The 13,630-nt window shown below is 65.6% G+C and carries 17 protein-coding genes and 1 pseudogene; all 18 read right to left on the reverse strand.

Annotated features, from left to right (window positions below):
• Positions 1–335 precede the first annotated feature (335 nt).
• Positions 336–710, reverse strand: coding sequence for a Panacea domain-containing protein (locus FHR94_RS16460; RefSeq protein ID WP_221188513.1), 375 nt, complete (start codon positions 708–710; stop codon positions 336–338).
• 215 nt (positions 711–925) lie between these two features.
• Complete coding sequence (locus FHR94_RS16465; RefSeq protein WP_183327302.1) at positions 926–1,078, reverse strand: DUF7210 family protein; 153 nt, start codon at positions 1,076–1,078, stop codon at positions 926–928.
• Between the two features lie 71 nt (positions 1,079–1,149).
• Positions 1,150–1,905 carry a phage tail tube protein gene (locus FHR94_RS16470; RefSeq protein ID WP_183327304.1) on the reverse strand — a complete coding sequence of 252 codons (756 nt, stop codon included), beginning with the start codon at positions 1,903–1,905 and terminating at the stop codon, positions 1,150–1,152.
• A gap of 4 nt (positions 1,906–1,909) precedes the next feature.
• Positions 1,910–2,389 carry a hypothetical protein gene (locus FHR94_RS16475; RefSeq protein WP_183327306.1) on the reverse strand — a complete coding sequence of 160 codons (480 nt, stop codon included), beginning with the start codon at positions 2,387–2,389 and terminating at the stop codon, positions 1,910–1,912.
• A gap of 7 nt (positions 2,390–2,396) precedes the next feature.
• Positions 2,397–2,999: a hypothetical protein gene (locus FHR94_RS16480; protein ID WP_183327308.1), complete on the reverse strand. Its 603-nt coding sequence runs from the start codon at positions 2,997–2,999 to the stop codon at positions 2,397–2,399.
• Positions 3,000–3,035: 36 nt separating this feature from the next.
• Positions 3,036–3,353, reverse strand: coding sequence for a hypothetical protein (locus tag FHR94_RS16485; RefSeq protein WP_183327310.1), 318 nt, complete (start codon positions 3,351–3,353; stop codon positions 3,036–3,038).
• Complete coding sequence (locus FHR94_RS16490; RefSeq protein WP_183327312.1) at positions 3,353–3,616, reverse strand: hypothetical protein; 264 nt, start codon at positions 3,614–3,616, stop codon at positions 3,353–3,355. The genes FHR94_RS16485 and FHR94_RS16490 overlap by 1 nt, the downstream gene beginning before the upstream one ends.
• 69 nt (positions 3,617–3,685) lie before the next feature.
• Positions 3,686–4,726, reverse strand: coding sequence for a major capsid protein (locus FHR94_RS16495; protein WP_183327314.1), 1,041 nt, complete (start codon positions 4,724–4,726; stop codon positions 3,686–3,688).
• Between the two features lie 59 nt (positions 4,727–4,785).
• The gene (locus FHR94_RS16500) at positions 4,786–5,139 is read right to left on the reverse strand and encodes a head decoration protein (RefSeq protein ID WP_183327316.1); all 354 of its coding nucleotides are present in this window, start codon (positions 5,137–5,139) and stop codon (positions 4,786–4,788) included.
• A gap of 38 nt (positions 5,140–5,177) precedes the next feature.
• Positions 5,178–6,407: a S49 family peptidase gene (locus tag FHR94_RS16505; protein ID WP_183327318.1), complete on the reverse strand. Its 1,230-nt coding sequence runs from the start codon at positions 6,405–6,407 to the stop codon at positions 5,178–5,180.
• Between the two features lie 36 nt (positions 6,408–6,443).
• Positions 6,444–8,117 (reverse strand): annotated as a pseudogene (locus FHR94_RS19725) (phage portal protein).
• Positions 8,111–8,335: a hypothetical protein gene (locus tag FHR94_RS16515; RefSeq protein WP_183327320.1), complete on the reverse strand. Its 225-nt coding sequence runs from the start codon at positions 8,333–8,335 to the stop codon at positions 8,111–8,113. The pseudogene FHR94_RS19725 and the gene FHR94_RS16515 overlap by 7 nt, the downstream one beginning before the upstream one ends.
• Positions 8,332–10,275, reverse strand: a complete 1,944-nt coding sequence (locus FHR94_RS16520) for a phage terminase large subunit family protein (RefSeq protein WP_343064680.1) — start codon at positions 10,273–10,275, stop codon at positions 8,332–8,334. The genes FHR94_RS16515 and FHR94_RS16520 overlap by 4 nt, the downstream gene beginning before the upstream one ends.
• 13 nt (positions 10,276–10,288) lie before the next feature.
• Positions 10,289–10,864 (reverse strand): terminase small subunit, encoded by a 576-nt coding sequence (locus FHR94_RS16525; protein ID WP_183327322.1) that lies wholly within the window; start codon positions 10,862–10,864, stop codon positions 10,289–10,291.
• 444 nt (positions 10,865–11,308) lie between these two features.
• A complete protein-coding gene (locus tag FHR94_RS16530) occupies positions 11,309–11,779 on the reverse strand; it encodes a hypothetical protein (protein WP_183327324.1) in 471 nt (156 codons plus the stop codon).
• Entirely contained in the window at positions 11,779–12,129 is a 351-nt protein-coding gene (locus FHR94_RS16535) for a phage holin, lambda family (protein WP_183327326.1), read from the reverse strand. Before FHR94_RS16535 ends, FHR94_RS16530 begins: the two co-directional genes overlap by 1 nt.
• Positions 12,130–12,167: 38 nt before the next feature.
• Positions 12,168–12,737, reverse strand: a complete 570-nt coding sequence (locus FHR94_RS16540; RefSeq protein ID WP_183327328.1) for an N-acetylmuramoyl-L-alanine amidase — start codon at positions 12,735–12,737, stop codon at positions 12,168–12,170.
• 262 nt (positions 12,738–12,999) lie between these two features.
• Positions 13,000–13,380, reverse strand: coding sequence for a hypothetical protein (locus FHR94_RS16545; protein ID WP_183327330.1), 381 nt, complete (start codon positions 13,378–13,380; stop codon positions 13,000–13,002).
• Between the last annotated feature and the right edge of the window lie 250 nt (positions 13,381–13,630).

Consider the following 13,630-nt stretch of genomic DNA (forward strand, 5'->3'; position numbering starts at 1 on the left):
GAAACGATAGCAATTGGACTTCCTCGGTGATGTACGGCGGTATCGCCACCTGTATGGAATCACGATCAATTCTCTCGCATCCAAGCCCATGCCGGGGGGCTTGGTTAATCTCACCCCACGTGAGCTGGCTCAACCTACGCAGTGTTTCAGCTACTGCCGCCTGCTGCTCCTGGTCACAGTCCTGAATGCAACGCCCCCGTTGCAGTTTGTGAAAGCAGAACCAAGGGGTGTCTCGATTGGTAGACCGTCTCTCCGCAGGACGCTCTGCCAGATCATTTTTGGCTTTACCGCGATCCTTGATGCGGCCTCTTTTCCCTTTACCCATGCCGCCTCACTCAAGCAAGCAATCTGGGGAAGAACGCTGCCAGGTCGTCCGTGGTGATCTCCTGTGAACCCGAGTCGTCGTAGTTGTCGATCCACGGATCCTCTTCGTGGGTCAAGTTGCGCAAGTGCCACGCCGAGTGCTTAGAGTAGACGTTGAATACCTCATCGATTAGCTCGGCGGTGTCTTCGTCGATCTGGTCGACCACTTCAGAGGGCGGTGCCGGAATCTGCCCATTGCCGTATTGGCGGAACTCCCGGTAGATCGACGGAAGCACAGGCCCATGCAGCCAGGCTTCCATGCGGTCATCGAACGCCGGCCGCTCAAGGAGCACCGTGTGGAACCCCTGCACGTAATAAAGCAGCTTCTGCAGCTTGAGGTTGGACATGTTGGCCGCCTCACCTTCAGCCTGAGAAGCCTTTACTAACAGATAGTTAGCAATGTCCCGTGCGGTAGTCATATCACCCTCCGTGAGTCGCAGTCGTGTCGTTCTCGGGTTTCACGCTGCGTGTAGCGGAAGGATAGGGATGACCCTGTTAAGAATCAAGGTAACTAGTCTACAAATTGTTACGACCCGTTGCCCCGCTGTGCGGGCTCCTCGGCTCAGGCGATGCCCTTCTCTTTCAGCCGTTCGGCGGTGTCCGGCCGGCAGCGAATGCTATCTCCCTTGGCGTAGAGGTCGCCGCGGTGGCGATGGGGTCTCTTGAGGGTGACGCTCACATCCTTGGTCTTGGGTGCTTCGTTGGTGTCAGTCATGGCGCACAAGCTCCGATGTTGGGGATAACAGGCCGGGGCGTCCCGGCCTTACAGGGTGTAGCGGCGGGGGCTTACTGCGCCATAGCCACCTTGAAGAATCGCGACAGGCCGGCGCCGGTGATGCCGGCGTCGGAGAGTACCGAGCCCTCCAGGGGCAATTCACCGAACTCGTCGCCGATGAAGTCGAGCCCGGAGGTAGGCGACCACTTGACGCGGTGCGCGGTGACCACCACGGCGCGACCACTCTCGGCTTCGTTGAGGCCATCGAACACCAGCTCGAACTCGTCGCCGGAGTTGGTCATGGCCTCCACCACATCGGCGGTCAGGCTGGTGTAGTCCACGGCGATCGCGGTGCCGGTGCTCTCGATGTCCTGATGCTCCAGCATCACGATGCCGGCACGAGTGCGCTCATAGTGGGTACCCTCGACAGCCGTGGTGGCGGTGCCGCCCGGGTCGATGGTCACGGTCACCGTCTCGTTAAGATCGGGGATCTGGTCGAACGGTACCAGGGCGCCAGGGTAGGCGGTATGCGCCTCTTCGGTCACGCTGGTACCGGTAACCTCGGTGGCGTTGCCGCGCAAGGCCATGGCCAGGTTGCTGGGGCGCAGCTCGAGCATGGTCATGTTCATGCCGACGTCGCCCACGCGCTGGATCTCGTTGGCGTTGCCCCCGCCGGGACTGGTGTAGTCGGGCTGGGTGATGGTTTCGGTTTCGGCGGAGAGCTGCAGGGCACTACAGTTGCCCACCGGCAGCAGGCCACCGCCCTGGGTGCGGTTGCGCAGGTAGATCATGCCCTTGCCCAGGTAGGAGTAGGTCTTGGTCGCCATGTGGCTAGTCCTCTTGGTAGTGCTCGATGCAGGAGATGCTCACCGGCAGACCGGCGAGGGCGTAACGGGAGTCCGCCGCCAGGGCGTACTCGGCGGTGCCGAGGGTGATGGCGTCCTTCACCCCCAGGCGGTTGAGGTCGTTGCCGGGCGCATGCAGCAGCGCGCGGCGGATGTCAGCCAAAGCGGCCTCGAGACGATCCTCGGCGTGATACGGCTGCGTGCCGGCGGCGTTGATCACGTCGGTCACCACCACCAGGCGCCGGGTGATGCCGAGCTTGGTGCGGGCTTCGCGCGTGCTCTCCACCGTTTCCACGTCGGGTTGGATAGCGATCAGTGGCACTTCCTGCCGGGCATCCAGAGCCAGACTCCAGAAGCCGCGCCAGATGCTCTGGCCGAGATCGGTGTGGTAGCCGTTGGCAGTGCTGATCTGCTCCAGCCTGCCCTGCAGGGCCTGGGCGATCTGGGTGGAAATCGGGTCGCTCATAGGCTCCTCAACTCAGGCGCAGGAACTGCCGGGTGAACTCGGCGGCGGTATAGTCCTGCAGCTCGGGGGCGACGTCGTCGCGGCTGTGCACCCAGGCCTGGGCCACGCTCATGCTGTGCAGCACTTCGTAGTTGCTCCGGCCGGGACCTTGGCGCTCGGCAGGCTCCCAACGGCCGCTGCCACGGATGCGCACCCAGAACACGTGCCGGAACGTCTGCTTCGCGTCGCCGCGGTTGAAGCGCAGCCCCTTGGCCCCGGCGGCCTTGCGCCCGCGCGGGATGCCGCGGGCCGAGTCGCCCTTGAGATAGCGCGGCTCGCTGCGCGCGGGTACGGTGCGCATCTGAGCGCCATAGCGGCTGAACAGCACGGGCCGCTGATTGGCGATGATGCGCAGTTCCAGGGCCTTGGGGCGTGAGCGCACGTCGAAGTTGCTGCGGATGTAGCTCTTGCTCAGTGCCTTGCGCTGGAAGATGGCATCCACCCCCAGCGTCAGGCCTCTACGCGCAGCACTCGCCAGGGCCAGTCGCAGCGCCTTGTCAGCAATCTCGGGGTAATCGTTCAGGGCCTGGGCGATATCGTTGATCGCGCTCAGGTCGATGTTGTCGGCCATCTCGGCCTCCTTGCCGGGCGCAGCTTGCCACAAGGGCTAAACGCGGCCAGCGGTCCAGCGGGTCTCGAAACCGTCGTTGCCGATGGGCTCGAGCAGCTGCCAGCGATCGTTGGGTTGGCCGGTATCCACCAGGGTGCCGCGACCCACGTCGCCCACGTCCTCCATCAGCAGGCCGACCTCGCAGCGCGCTTCCAGCACGATGCCGTAGTCATCGGTGACATTGGCGCTGCGATCGAGAATGACCTGCACGTCATTGATCGTGGGCTTGGCCACCGGCGTGACCGAGGCCAGGGTGCCCGCTTCCTGGTAGATCTCGCGGGTTCCCTGGCGCACCTCGTCGTCGAAGGCGCTCATCAGGCGTTGCCCTGGCCGCCCTCGCCGCCACCGGCGCCTTCACCCGAGCCGGCACCCTGGTTGCCTTCGCCGCCACCGGCAGGAGGGACGGCATCGGCGGGTTTGGCGGCCTTCACCTTGCCGCCCACTTCGATGATCACGCCGGCTTCCACCAGACGTTTCTCTTCAGCGGCGCTCTTCGGCTTGTAAGCATCGCCGCGCTTGGCGAGTACTTCCTTGCCCTTTTCGATCTGTCCGCGGGCTACAACATATTGCTTGGCCATGGTGGCCTCCTGTTGATGGAGATAGTCAGATCAGGAAGACCTCAGCCCGCCGAGGCGGGCCGGGCTTCATCAGGCGACAGTGGAGAACAAGAAGGCGTCGGGCTCGTGGAAACCGGGGAGCGGCGCGGCCTGCATCATTAACCAGCGCACGCTGGGGTCCTTGGTGACCCAGCTCTTCGGGTAACGCGCCACATCGAACATCGCGCCTTCGATGGCGTCCATGTCCTGGATGGCGGCGTAGAGCATGCCGCAACGACTGTTGGTGGGGCCCACGATCAGGCCGCCGGCCGGGATCATCGGCTGCTCATTGCCTTCATCGTCGACGTACCACTCCTCGTAGGCGTAGAGGTCCATGCCCGGGTCGTTGAGGTAGCCCAAGTAGGTCACGCCGTCCGGCAGCTGCTCGGGGCGAATCATGCCCAGGTCGATGCGACGAGTGTTGAGGCGATCCTTCGTGTTGGTATTGGTCAGGAATGCTTCCCCCGCCTCGCTGCTCATGACAACGGCATTGGCGGTGCGGCCGCTGGCCTTGGCGATGCGCGACTTGTACTTGCGCAGGTCAGCAATCGGGTCGGCGACCGACTTGCCGTTGCCATCGGTTTCGGCCCAGGTAGTGGCCTCGGTGACCAGGTGGTCGTTGCTCATCTGGAAATCGATGACGTCGTCGACGCCGTCGCCCTTGACCTCAACCTCACCGGTGGTCAGCGCCTGGGCAGCCATCCACTCCTCGCGGCGGTTGATCTGGTCGTCCAGGTCTTCCATGTCGCGGGCGAGCTGATCACCGGCACGCTGCAGCGGGGTGCGGCCGGAGTAGATGTGCTCGCCAGGCTGGCGGTTGAGCAACATGCCGGCGCTGGTCTCCAGCTTCTCCTTGATGTAGGGCGCCTTGTAGCTGCGCATTACCGAGCCGGAGCGGTCGACCACCTTACCGGGGCGATTGGGGCGCACAAACGGCGCCATCTTGCGATGCCCCTTGATGATGTCGATGTCGATATATTCGGTCGGTGAGTTGACCGGTGCGGCACCGAAGTAGAGGGTGCCAAGGAAGCGACGGGCGCGCTTCATCTGCTCGACAGCCGCCAGCATCGTACGGGTTGCAAACAGGTCCATGGGGATTCTCCTGGGGTGATTCGAGTCAATGAGAGCCCGCCAGGCGGGCGGCTAGCGGGTTAGTGGACGAATAGAGAAAGGCCGCGCAGGGCCTTGCGCACGCTGGCCACGGTATGGCCGGTGCCCAGGGTCAGTTCGCTGGAGCGAACGTCGCCGGCGATCAACGCTTCGGCCTGTACCGCGCCTCCGCTGGCGTCGACGTCTTCCCACAGCACGACGCTGGGGGCTTCGCTGCCGTCGCCGGCGGCGCTGGCGGAGAGCTTGTACTCCTCGCTGGCGGTGACTTCGCCAAGCACGGCGCCGGCGGGCTGCACCTGGCCGGACTCGATGGTCACGGTCATGAAGCGCTGCGGGAAATCGCCGGCAAGCAGTGCCGCGAGCTGAGGGTGCTGGGTAACCTGTGCTCCAGACATGGTTGGTATCCTCTAGGGGTGGCGAGTAATGGGTGCTGTCAGGCCGAGGCTTGCCAGCGGCTGGTGATCGCCGAAACGGCGGCCTGATGGTCCTGATCACTCTTGGGCGGCTGGGCGTTGGGGGCCTGAGTGCTGTCGCGCTGCATTCCGTCCAGGGAAATGCCGCGATCCTGAGCGGCCTTGAACAGAGCCAGGCCGGTGGCTTCGACGCTCGAGCCATCCTCGATGGCCGTAGCGATCTCATTCTCGAAGCCAGGCGCAGCCAGTGCATGAATGCCCTGGCAGCGCTCGCGCTCTTTCTTGGCGCCGGCCTCTTGCGCTTCGGCTCGGATATTGTCGGTGTCGACGGCCTGGGGCTCGGCGATCTGAATGGTCTTGGGGTCGGTGCCGGCCTCAATCGCGGCCTGCAGCTCGGCTGTGGTTTTCACGACTTTCATGGTGGTGCTCCTCGTTTGGCTACTGGCGGGAGAGCCGGCCAGCTCGGCGATGAGGGATTCCAGGGAGCCGAGGCGGTCGGCCATGCCGGCCTCCACGGCCAGGGCGCCGGTGGCTATCCCTCCTTGGCGGAAACGATCGTTGACCTCTTCACGAGGCAGGCTGCGGTTGCGGGCCACCTTGTCCAGGAACACCGCGGCCAGCTCGTCCGTGCGGGCCTGGAGCTGGGCGCGGCCCGCTTCAGTCTCGGGGTCGGGCCGCTTGTTGGGGGCGTTGCTGGAGACGATCTCGTAGCTCTTCTCGCCCTGGCGGTCCTCGCGCTTGCGTAGGCTGAGCACCACGCCGACGCTGCCCAGCTGGGCGGTATCGTCGACGATCACTTCGTCGGCGGCGCTGGTGACCCAGTAGGAAGCGCTGGCCGCCTGGCCGCCCACATAGGCCTTGATCGGTTTGCGCCCGCGCGCCTGGTAGATCAGGTCGCCGAGCTCGTTGATGCCAGTGGCCTCGCCGCCGGGACTATCGGCGTTGAGCACGATGGCCGAGACGCCCGGGTCGTCCAGCGCACGCTGGATGTCGGTGGCCAGCACCTCGGTGCTGGTGGCGCCGCTGATCTCGGTGAACAGGTTGGCGTAGCGGAACATGGGGCCGGCGATGGGGATCACGGCGACGCCCTCGCGCACGGTGACCGTGCGGGTGTTGTCCAGCGGCCGGCCCAGGCGGGCCTCCAGTGCCTCGACATCGCCCTGCCGGTCGGCCACTGCCAGCAGGGTGTCCAGCGCCTCGGCGGTCATCAGCCAGGTACGGCTGGCCGCCAGCTCGAAGGCGGTGCGCATGATGGTCTCCTCGTGAAAAACCCGCCGGGCGGCGGGTCAGTCGGTATCGTCGTTGGCTCGGTTGGGATCAGGTTCGTCAGGCTCATGGACCCGGCCGCCGACGTAGAGCGGCACGCCGTCGGTCTGCTTGCGGCGGATCTCGCGGGCGCGGTCGCGGTGCACGTCTTCCCAGTCTTCGCCATGCAGGGCCATGGTCTCGAGGTGCTCGTTACTGGTGCCGTTGGCGATGCGCTCGGTGGCGGCCTTGGCGTCGATCTGTTCGTTCAGGCTACCCAGCGGCTCGCCGATCCACAGCGCGCGCACGTAGGCGCGGCGTCGGGCCGGGTCGCGGTAGCCGGGCAGCTCGACCATGCCGCGAGCGACCATCTCATCGATCACCAGCTCATAGGCGGGCTGGCAGAACTGCACCGTCAGGTGATGGCGACGGTGCTTGACGAACTTCCATAGCTGGTTGAACGCCGCCCGGGCGGCGGTGTAGCTGGTGGAGAAGTGCATCAGCAGCACTTCGGCGGGCTGCTCCAGGGCGGCGCCGATTTCCTTGACGATGGCCACGAAGAAGGGGTCGAACTGGGCGTTGGGTCGATCCGGGCTGATCGAAACAGGCTTGGCGCCCTCTTCCAGGTCCCACACCGCGCCCTCGCCCAGTTGGAGGTTGTCGCCCTCCGGGGCTTGCGGCTCGTTGCTCTGCACCACCGGGCGTTCGGGCTTGCTGGGGTCGCTGCTGTGTTGATTTCAGAGGGTCGAACCGCCCAGGCCGGGGTCATCTTCTCCAGCCTCATGGGTGATGGCCACGGTGAACATGGCACTGATCACCGCGGCGGTGAGCTCGGCTTGGCTGAACCGCTCGAGCTTCTGCAGAGGCTCGAGAATCGGCGCCAGGTAGGGCACGCCGCGTGGCTGGCCGGGGCGGTCCTTCTCGTTCATCAGGTGCAAGACGCGGCGACGGCCGGTCTCGGCGCCGAACACCGGCACCCAGTTCCATGTGGGCTTGCTCAGCGGGTCGCTGGGATAACCGCTGCACACATGGACATGCGTGGCTCGCCCGAGGGCATCGAGACGCATGCCATCGATCTCGTCGGCGATGTTGCGGCTGGACAACGGTGTGCCGATTCGCTCGGCCTCGACGAGCTGCAGCTTGAGGCCGAACAAGCCGCCGGGGCGTTGGTCGTCCGGGGTGAAGCCGAACACATCGCCGCTGACCAGCGCCGAGACGAACGCCAGGCGTTGCAGCATGTAGAAGTCGAGCGTGGCTTCTGCATCGCACTCTGCCGGGTTCTCGGCCCACAGCCGGAAGCCTCGACCCAGCTGATCGTTAAGGGCGTCGGCTTCCTCGTCACTGAGCCCCAGGGCCTCAGCATCCACGTTGGGGCGCAGTGTCAGGCCCATGCCGACCACGTTGGTGGCAGCCCGGGAGATCGCGGCGCGGCCCAGCATGTGGTTGCGGTAGGCGTCCCGTGAACGAGCGATCAGCGTTTCACGCTCGCCGGCAGGTGCATCCTGCCGCGGACTGCCAAGGCCCGGCAGCCAGCTCATCATGCTGCGCAGCATGCGGCTGGCACCTCGATAGCGGGTCTCGCTCCCCACGTTGGCATTCGGCCGGGGCTGGCTATCCTGCAGGCGGCGCACCTCGTCGGCGACTGCCTGGGTCTGGACATCTGCCAGGGTGCGGCCCTGTGGCTTGAGTCGAGAGAACAGTCCCATGCTCACCATCCGATGTAGCGGACGCGGTTACGCCCGCCGCGCCCGGTGGCGGCGGCCTGCTCACGGGCGGCCATCTTTGCGTAGTGACGCTCCATACGCTCTAGGGTGAATATGTTGGCGCGGGTGTATTGGCGGCCGTTGTAACTCCAGGACTGCGAGCCGGTGAGCAACTTATCGATGGCTTCACGCACCAATGCTAGGCGCTGGGTGTAGGTCTGTGTGGTCATACGCTGCTATTCCTCATCCGGCGGCCACGGCGACGTGGCTGTGGCGGCTGGGCAGCGGGCGGTGCCGCCGAGCTTGGTGCTTCAAAAAGGGTTGTCTGCGTCAGGGTCGCCTCAAGGCGATCCCAGTCACTGGCCTTGAGTACGTGGGAACGGCAGCTGCGTGCGGCATGCAGCGCGTAGACCTCGCAGTCCAGGGCTTCATTGGGCTGACCGCTCTTCTTCTGCCAGACCCGCTGGCGAGGGTTGCGTGGATGCGGCGCCTTGACCTCGGCGGTCAGCTGTTTCCAGTAGTCGGCACGTACGTTGCGATACCAGTGCATCCGTCCCGGCCCCTCGCCGCGGAGGTTGACCCGCGACTCGAGGATCAGGTCCTTGGCCTTGTGAGTACCCACGATGAAGGGCCGCAGGCCGTACTTGTCGGCCTTAGTGTTCTGCCGGTTGGTGTCGTCGGAGATCTTCGGCCGGCTGAAGATTTCGCGGCTCTCGCTGTTGAGCGAGGCGCCCTTCACCGCCATCACGCCGTGGCGCTGGCGGGCGCGCACGTAGTGGTAGACGGCGTCGCTGGTCTTGCCGTCCGAGCTGTCGATCGACGCAGCACTGACGCGCAAGGTGGCACCGCTGTCGTGCGCGAAGCCGGTGGTCAGCAACTTGTCGAGTTCGTCCCACACCGGATCGACCTTGTCGAAGGTATTCCCGTAGAGCTCACCCCAATAGATCAGCCAGCTCTCCTCGCCGCGGCCCCAGGCGCGGACCACCACGGCCAAGCGGTCGTGCTGGACATCGATGCCGGCGGTGAGCAGCAGGCCGCCTCGTGGGACCGCCTTCTCGGCGTAGTCTTCGGCGCGGTCCTGAAGAGCATCGGCCTCGGGAGTGTCACCCTTGAATTCATAGGCCAACCCCATCGAGGAGTTGGTGAACACGATCAGGTCGCTGAAGTCACCCTCGTCGGCAGCGTGCTTCGCTGCCAGCCACTTCTCCATGAGCCGCGCGAAGCGCGAATCCGGGAAGGTGCTCAGCAGCTCGTTCATGTAATAACCGGCCAGTCCGCGGAACTCGGCGGTGGCGACCCAGCGCCCATTGCGCAGGTTGGCGTTCTTCTCCAGGTCGCTCCACTCGCTGCCACAGTGCGGGCAGGCGTAGACGGTACGCTCCGGCCGGTGGTGGCCGTAGATCGGGTGATTGCGATCCGGCTCCACCGGACAGACCAGGTTGTCGAAGCTCAGCTCATGCACCTCGCCGCAGTGGTGGCAAGGCACCATGCAGCGGCGCTGATCACTGAGCTTGAGCTCGGCTTCGATCGACGACAGGCCTGCAATGGTCGGGGTGCCGCCGATGATGTATTTCTTTCGGCCGCGGCCGTAGGTCTTGCCGCGCTCCTTGAGCAGCAGGATCGAATCACCCTGCCCTTTCAGGTTCAGGTTGCAGTCGTCGGGCTCTTCCACGAAGCCCCGGGGGCTTGGGGTGGACTTCACCGAGGCCGGCGAGTTGGAGCCCACCAGCTTGAGGAATCCACCTGGGAAGCGCTTGAACTGCTGCCGCTGCTGCAGCTTGCGCGAACGCAGGTCGATCTTGTCGCGCAGCCGCGGCGTCGCTTCCACCATCGGCTCGAACTTCTCGGCCACGTACTCCTTGGCCGCGCCGTCCTTGGGGAACAGCCCGATGATCGGAGACGGGTCGACGTCGATCCAGCGACCCAAGGCGTTACCCAACACGCCAGAGGTCCACGCCACCTGGGCGGACTTCTGACAGCACACCTCTTCGACGTTAGGGTCGTCGATCGCCTCCAGCGGGCCGCCCGGTAGGGCCAGGGCCGGCGTCACGTGGATGCTGTACTTGCCGGGGCGGGCCGTCTCGACCTCGCTCATCCAGCGGTGGCGGTTGGCCCACTCCAGGGTGCCGATGCGCTCGGGCGGGGCCCACTTGCGCGCAATCGAGCTCACCCAACGCCGAGCGTTACGCTTCAGCTTCTTCCGGAAGCTCGGCGTCAGATTCGCCGTCGTCGCCTTCCGTGTCGTCGCTAGGGTCATAGTGGCTCAGCGTGGTCAGAGCGCCATCGACGTGGCGGCGGATGATCGAAACGTCCACCTCCTCGCCGAGGATCGCAGTCAGCTCGGCGGCCAAGGCGTCCGGCATGTTGAACAGCAGCTCGGCACGGGCAGCGTCCACCATCGCCGCATACTCGGCGTCGAGGTCGTCCGGGCTCACCAGCACGCCATCTTCCTTGAGCATCTCGCGTTCAAGCTGGTCGCCGCGCAGGCGGTCAAGGCGATCCTTCGCCGACTCCATGCCCGCGCTGATCGCCCGCGTCAGCAACCACTCGATCACCGCGGTCAGGCTGTATTCGTTGCCGGTGCGAACGGCACCCAGCTTCTCGGCCGGCATGCCCTTGGATTGCCAATCCGTCAGTGAGCGTTCAGAGACACCCAGCATCTGGGCCAACTGCCCCTTGTTGATCAGGGCCGGTTCGCCTTCATCCCGCCAGGCCGAAAGGCCTTGCTGGCAGGCGGCGATCAGCTCTCGAACATCCATCGGTCACCTGATACCTGATCAATAAGGAAGCTATGGGCACGCCACAGCTGCACGAATTCCGCGAGTCTTTGCTCCCGTACAGCTCGGGCCATCCCAGGAGGACCCAGACGAATCTGTGCCGGCGGATCCCCTCTCGGGGAGCTGCCGGCTTGCCGGGGTTACCGGAGCCCGGCCCGGAGATGGGGATCACCTCCTCGCGTTTCGCTGGATGTCCCTACGTGGCGGGCGGGTCGCCTGGTACAGCATCAGGAACACGCTCCACAGAACCAGGGTGCGCAGGCCACGGCAGCCGGTCCAATCCCGGCAGCGCTGCACCAGACGGGATCGGACCATGATCATTCCTCCCCAGCGGATCCAGGCTGCCGGAACAGCTGCTGGACGGCAGCCCGGTCGGCATTCGCTCGTCGCAGCAGCGAGTCGTAGTCGGCCAGCAGCTGCAGCAGGTCACGGTTGTGCAGAACCGCGCGCGTCGGTGCCTGCATCGGCGTCACCAGGTGCTCCGGCGGTCCCGGGCACATCTCCACCCGCGGTACCGGCATCGGCGGGGCCGAGGTCGCGCACCCAGCGGCGAACGGCAGCAGGCACAGCACGGCCCGCCCAATCGGCAGAATCTTCATCGTCACGCTCCAGGCGCCGGGCGGCGGCTCGGCGCTGGTCGATGGCCCGACGATCCTCGGCCAGCTGTTGGTCGCGCTCCTCGAGGGCGGCGCTCAGGGATCGCATGCGGTCACGCTGCCAGTCCATCACCTCGCCGAAGGCCTCGGCGCGTTGGGTCTCGAGCTCGGCCCGGGCCTCGGCGGCATCACGCTCGCTGGCGTACTGCCGGGCCTGCATGCCGGCGAACACGGCAATGCCCAGCAGCACGGCCAGCAGGATCGGCGTCACCTGCCCCAGGGCGCCCTTGAGCAGGGCCATCATTTGATCCACCGCTTGAGCAGGCGCTCGGCGGCAGCGGCGGCACGATCCCGGAACCATTCCACGCCAAGGAAGGCGATCGCCGCGCCAAAGGCCACCGCCAGGTTCTGAGACAGGCCGAAGTGATCCAGCACCGGCACCAGGGCCAGGGTGATGCAGCCGCACATCACCGCCTCGAGCAGGGACTTCACCGGCTTGCCGCCAGCATGCAGCGCCCTGGCCAGGGCCAGGCCGAAGGCCAGACAAGCGGCATACAGCTGTGGCCAGATGCTGGCCATCAGGTTGACCAGCTGCTGCCAGTTGTTGGGGTCTTTGGCCGGCATGGCGGGTCTCACGTTGTATGAACTCATGGGCACCTCGTGGGCTACCCTGCGTCGTCGGATTCTCGTTATGCGCGCCGGGCGGCCTCGGCGATCACCCCAGCCACCCGCTCGGCGAGCGCCGCACGGTGCTGCTGGTAGGCCGCCAGGTCGACCGGGCTGGTCAGGAAGTACAGCTCGTGGATGATCCCGCCCCCGTCGCTGACGAACGCCAGGCGATGGTGCTGGCCGGCATTCTCAGGTGCCGCCCCGCGGTTGCGGATGCCCAGGGTCTCGGCGGTCACGGTGCAGAGGCGGCCAGCCAGCGGGAAGTCACTGGCATGTGACAGCGTCCAGGTGCCGCTCGCCCGAGGGCTGGCGGCATCACAGTGAAACTCGACGGCGATGTCCGCCTCGGCTGCCAGTTCCACCGCCTCACCCAGCGGCCAGTTGCGGCCCGCCGGTCCATCGGTGAGGTGGCGGATGCCCTGGTCGGCCAGCGCCTGGCTCACCAGGTCGCGGAACTCGGTCACGATCTCCGCCTCGGTATGGCCCTGGGCCACGGCACCGGGATCGGTACTGCTGTGGCCGGCGCTGATCAGCACGGTGTGTTGCTGAGGCTCGGCCTCGACGGTTGCCACCTCGGTCACCCAGCCCATACCGCACCTCCGGTTGTAAGTGCCGCCCGAAGGCGGCGCCGCCCACCACGGCGGGAGTTACTCGGTACGTCGGCTGCGCCCCAACGAAAGCGCCCCGGCACGGGGGCCGGGGCGAAGCAGGGTATCGAGAGAGACCGAACAGGCGCAGCTAGTTGACGGTATGCGAAGTGTGACCCCTGATTCCGGTGGCATCCACCAACAAGTAATGCCATAGGCCTAATGTCACCGGAACGTCCCGGCAATATGCCGTAATGCGCAGGGATTAGGCGCGTCGTGCTTTGCGGTGATCGGCCCTCAGCACCCCGAGCAGAGCCTCATGGAGCGACTGGAGCCGGTCATAGTAGGTCTGCCGAGCCAGGCCCAGGCGTCGGGCCTTCTCGTCGCTGTAGCCGTTCCAGCGGTAGTGCTCGTGGGCCAGCACCTGATGCTTGTCCTCCAGCTGCTGGAGGGCCTGCTCCACCTGCCAGGCGGCATCATCCATCTCGCCCAGGTTGAGCGGGTCCCGGCTGCCCTTGGGGCTGCTCGAGCGGGGCGGGATGCCGCCGAACTCGACCAGCTGCCCCAGTGGCGAGCACTGGCGCATGCCCTGGCCACGGTGCTGATCGGCCCAGTGCTGCAGCAGCTCGTCCATCGCCTTGATCATGTGGTGTGCTCCTCGTCGTGGTGGTGGTCAGGCCTGGTGGGCGGCCTGCGGGCCGGAAAACCGACCCTAGACAGAAAATGGCTTACCCTATCCCCACCCTAGACACTAAAAACCTTTTATATCTCAGCTATTTATTTTCTTGTGTCTAGGGTGTCTAGGGTTGATAGGGTTTCTACGCACGTGAGAGACATTTTCTAACCGGGTGTGGATAACCCTATAAGTCACGCACGTATGCGCGCGCGGGCGCGAC

The sequence above is a fragment of the Halomonas cerina genome (assembly GCF_014192215.1).
Classification (GTDB): Bacteria; Pseudomonadota; Gammaproteobacteria; order Pseudomonadales; family Halomonadaceae; genus Halomonas; species Halomonas cerina.